The 4,685-nt window shown below is 38.3% G+C and carries 4 protein-coding genes; 3 read left to right on the forward strand and 1 reads right to left on the reverse strand.

Going from position 1 to position 4,685, the window contains the following annotated elements:
• Positions 1-95: 95 nt before the first annotated feature.
• Entirely contained in the window at positions 96-506 is a 411-nt protein-coding gene (locus tag HT729_RS05890; protein ID WP_172931781.1) for a hypothetical protein, read from the reverse strand.
• 64 nt (positions 507-570) lie between these two features.
• On the opposite strand from HT729_RS05890, the gene HT729_RS05895 reads away from it, so the two are divergent.
• The 3 genes from HT729_RS05895 to HT729_RS05905 all read left to right on the forward strand — a co-directional run bounded on the left by HT729_RS05895 (position 571) and on the right by HT729_RS05905 (position 4,607).
• Positions 571-858 carry a hypothetical protein gene (locus HT729_RS05895; RefSeq protein WP_078373521.1) on the forward strand — a complete coding sequence of 96 codons (288 nt, stop codon included), beginning with the start codon at positions 571-573 and terminating at the stop codon, positions 856-858.
• Positions 859-1,307: 449 nt separating this feature from the next.
• On the forward strand, positions 1,308-2,810 hold the full coding sequence (gene mobV / locus HT729_RS05900) for a MobV family relaxase (RefSeq protein ID WP_172931782.1): 1,503 nt from the start codon (positions 1,308-1,310) through the stop codon (positions 2,808-2,810).
• 987 nt (positions 2,811-3,797) lie between these two features.
• On the forward strand, positions 3,798-4,607 hold the full coding sequence (locus HT729_RS05905) for a replication initiation protein (protein WP_000715517.1): 810 nt from the start codon (positions 3,798-3,800) through the stop codon (positions 4,605-4,607).
• Positions 4,608-4,685: the final 78 nt, after the last annotated feature.

The following is a 4,685-nucleotide window of genomic DNA, read 5'->3' on the forward strand; positions in this document are numbered from 1 at the left end:
TAAAAAGATGCTATTGAGATGAAAAAGCAGCTCGATGTTGATGAAATTTAAAGAGACTGGGACAAAATTGTCCCAGTCTCTTTCTTGTTAGTGAATTATTCTTCGTATAGAATTTCAGGGTTCGGTATGCTCATCCCTGAACCACCACTACTGTAATTATTTGTTTCTGATTGAGGAAGTGCTATTTGTATTCCACCAGGGCCGTAAGCTACACCTGTAAAAGTTACTCTTTTTATTTTTCCGCTTACCGGGTAATATAAGGTACGGCCATTTGTTAATGTAATACGAACTCCTCCAGAGAATTGATAAGAGCTTTTAGTATAAGGTCGTGCGTACCACCATGCTCTACTTCGGTTATCATAAATTTCTATTTTGGAAACTCCACCATTTCCAGTTGCAGTAGAATATGGGGTGATTTGGTTTGCTTTTGGAGTTTCGGCATATGTTGTAACAGTAAATGAAAGAAGAGTGAGAAAGGTAGTTATAAATAAAATAAGTTTTTTCATGGTAGTTCTCCTTTATTTTTTGTATGATTATATCAGAATATTTTAAAAAATGAAAGGGTTTTCTATGAAGGGTGATGTTTTTTTTGATTATTTTTTGAAATCACTTAGGTTTCATCTTGGTGATAGGTGTAAGGATATTGGATTTATAGAGTTTGCTAAGGATGAAAATAATAGTTTTATTATTATAAAGGATTATATTTTAGAATCATTAGTAGTGTTGTCAAATATTTTGAGTAAGGAGAGGATTGTGTTTTCTTGTGGGGTTATTCATAGTAAGGGGGGAGTTACTGGAGTAGAAGTATGTATGAATGTATTAGAGTTAGAAAGATTAAATAATTTGTATAAGATATAGTTTTGAAGAATATTAAAAAATATAATGGAAACTGTCTATGTAGGATGTGTGGAGTTGATAGTATCAATGTTTCCTATGGCGATAATTTTCTCAACTATGTTTACTTTGATTTTTTGGTCGGACAATAGCGAAGCCGTCCGACTGTCATTTTGAAAAAATGACTTTGGGGGACTTATCGAAGTCGCCCAATTTTTCAAAAAATGCCCTTGCGATTCGAGGGCTTTTTTTGTAGTTCGCCCTGGCATAAAGTGGGCGGACTAGCTCTCTGCAAGAGCCTTCGGAGAACGCACTTTTACGAAGTAAAGTATAGTATGTTATACTTTACTTGGAAGTTAGCCGAAATTTGTGCTAAACTACTAGCTAAGGTGTTAGGCATTTAGGCAAGCAATAGCCTTGGCGGCTTGCCTGTCATTCGCTATTCGAATGACCCGTCTGAGGAGGTAAAAGTTATGAGCTACATGGTTGCGAGAATGCAGAAAATGAAAGTTGGGAATTTGGGTGGCGCACATAAGCACAATGAACGGATTTTTGAAAAGCACTCAAACAAAGACATCGACACGAGCAGGTCACACCTCAACTATGAGTTGACGGATCGTGACCGCTCTGTGTCGTATGAACGGCAAATTAAGGACTATGTGAACGAGAACAAGAGTTCTAAACGTGGGATACGGAAAGACGCTGTTTTGTGTGATGAATGGATTATTACGTCAGATAAAGATTTTTTTGAAAAGTTGGGCCAGGAGCAGACGAGAAAATTTTTTGAAACGGCTAAAAACTACTTCGCGGAGAATTACGGAGAAACCAACGTTGCTTATGCCAGTGTACATCTTGATGAGAGTACCCCACACATGCACTTAGGGATTGTGCCAATGAGAAATGGTAAGCTGTCATCAAAGGTTATGTTTAACCGTGAGGAACTAAAGCATATTCAGGAAGATTTGCCAAAGTACATGAATGAGCATGGTTTTGAGTTGCAACGTGGAAAGCGAGATAGCAAAGAACAGCATTTGAGTGTGGCGGACTACAAGGAAAAAATGGGGCGTGAAGCTCTTAATCAGGAATTGCTAGATTTAGGAGCGCCAAAATATTGGCATACGGAAGAACGTAGACCTGCAACAATGTCAGAAATTCAAGATTATGAGGACATAGGTTCTTTGTTTGCAGATTCAGACGTGACATTTAACATCCGAGAATCGACGTTGGAAGAGCGTTTCAAATGGCTAGACACTCATAGAAACGATTTAAGGGCAGATTTAGGACGTTTAGAGGGTGTCCTTGAGAAAAAGATTGACGAATACGGTAAAATCGATTCTGAGGCTTCTGAGAGGCTCTCAGAGCTATCTGAGTTAAATTCTGAGGTAAATAGTCGTCAGGAGGAAATAAAGGGGTTAAAAAGCGATTCTAAGCGTCTGAGCGATGATGTGGTTCGTCTGGAGAGAGCTCATAGAGAAAAAACGCAACTTTTGGTGGAACAATCAAGTAACTTATCGAAAATTTCGTATAGAGATTTAGATAGACGTCGAGTTGCCAAAGAGTTGCAGGAAGAATTAGAAAATGCTACTCCTAAACTGTTTGGCGATGGCTTTAATTTTACTTCGGATTTTGTTGGACGACTGAAGACGTTTGTGTCTGATGTTGTAGAGAAGCTGGAGCAGGCGGTCAATCAAAATGAGTTACTTAGAAATGCACTAGCAGGCATGAAAGAAGCAAAGAGTAGGCTTGAAAATAGCCTATCTCATGCAGAATGGAAAAATCAGCAATTAGAGACTGAAAACAAAGCATTAAAGCTAGAAAACAGGGAGTTGAAAGTTTCTAAAAATCTCTTAGATGACCTTTCTGAAGTCATAACAGAAAAAGAAGTAACCAGCCTCAATAAGCGTTTAGAAAACTTAAGAGAGACACGAGAACTGTCTAGGAAAAGACATGAGCCTACAAAAGGGCGGAGTATCTGAGCGATTTATGCCGTGAAAGCTATTTGACAATAAGCTAGGTCAAGTTAGACTGGTTAAGGCGGTTCAGTCTGAACTTTGTTCAGCTGACCGACAAACCAAAGACTAACGACCTAGGTTCCTTGTTGTCAAATAGACCATGGAATAAAGCAAGCGGACCAAGCGGACATGGTATAATAGCAATATTCTGGCACTAAGCCTTCGAAAGGAGGTGTTTAGCTTGTTAGAACTCATTACTCTTCTTGTTGTTGTCCGAGTAGTGTTGCCCTTAGCGTACGAGTTGGGGAAAGCCTATGGGATGAAGTGGATTGAAAAGCGCTTCGATGACAACGAGAAATAGTGTCACTTTTCACGAACGCTAGTGTGTTGTAGCTAGCGCAAAAAAAGCACCCTAAGTCTTGGCGGACAGGGTGCTTTTCGTTTAGCGTGATGAACTCACTACTCTTGTTGTTGATTAAATTATAACATAGTTTTATAATGGGTGTCAAAAATAGACATTTGTGATATAATCAAATTGAGGCGCCTCAGCGATACGGTCGGTGGCGTGAATCTCTTTATAGGTCGGGCAACTGGAAACGGATAGCTCAAAGGGCACTATTTTGTGTCGGGTGTGGGACTGCCTTCAGCTTCGAGCTGTAAAGACCCCGGATGCATTTTTAAGAGATTGGCCCGATAGGGTCTTTTTTTTTTGAAAAATTAAAAAAAAATGAAGGATTTTTTCTAAAGGAGTTACTTTCATACTTACTTTATAACTTACTTTATATATACTTTGGGGGTGTCAAAAAGTCAGTATTATCAAGGGTTTGCGAGGAGATAAGTGACAAAAAAGTACGTGATACATGACAAAAAAGTACGTGATACATGACAAAAAAGTACGTGATACATGACAAAAAAGTACGTGATACATGACAAAAAAGTAATAAATTACTTGAAGTTTGTCATGTAATATTATATAATCATTTATGACAAAAAAGTACGTGAGGTTAAGCCATGAAAAAAGGGAAGTCAGAAAATGCGTTTGAGGGCTTGATGTCTAGACAAGATTATCTAGTAGTACAAGCGAATGACCTAGCCAAAGCCTTTGGGAATTTAAAAGCCTTTGAACATAAGCTACTGGACTATTGTTTTAGCTATGTGACCAAAGAAAGCACTGCAACAGATACATTTACGACAAATGCAAAAGAGGTGCTGAAGCACTTTGGATTGAACGCTTCAGGGAAAAACTATGAGCGTGTGGCACGTGGCTTTAAAGCCCTAAACGAAAACACTGCGTTATATCTGCCAATCGTTGAGAATGGCGTTAAAGGGATATTGATGACCCAGTTATTTAGAAAAATTAAATTCTTAGCTAATGGCGAAGTGGAATTTATCTTTTCAGAAGATGCTGCGCCTTACGTATTTGCTTTACGTAGCCAGTTCTTCTCGTTCAAATTGGCAGAGTTAGCTCAAATCAAATCAAAGTATGCCATTATTTTGATGAAATTGTGGGAAGCAAATCGCTTTAAAAATCAACGTGTCACAACCATTCAAGGAGATTTAGACGATTGGCAAGATTGGTTTTTAGGGGAAGAGAGAAGAATGCCCCCTGCAATCTTTGCAAGGAACTGTCTGAAAGTTGGGGCAGAAGAGCTAGAGAAAAAATTAGGGGTAGATGTTTATCTAAACGTAGTTAAAAATGGCCGAAAGGTCATAGGCTATGAAATGCAGATTACTGATAATCGACAAGTACCAACTGCAGAGATAATCAAGCAAGCTGAAGAAAGAAGTCGACAGACAGATATTTATGATTTTTTAGATTAAGCACTGTTCAAAAATCTAAGTATGGTTCAAATGGTTGTAACTGTCATGGAAAACACTTGTTTATATCTAATTTATGAG

It is taken from the genome of Streptococcus sp. 79 (assembly GCF_013277425.1).
GTDB classification, from domain to species: Bacteria; Bacillota; Bacilli; order Lactobacillales; family Streptococcaceae; genus Streptococcus; species Streptococcus pseudopneumoniae.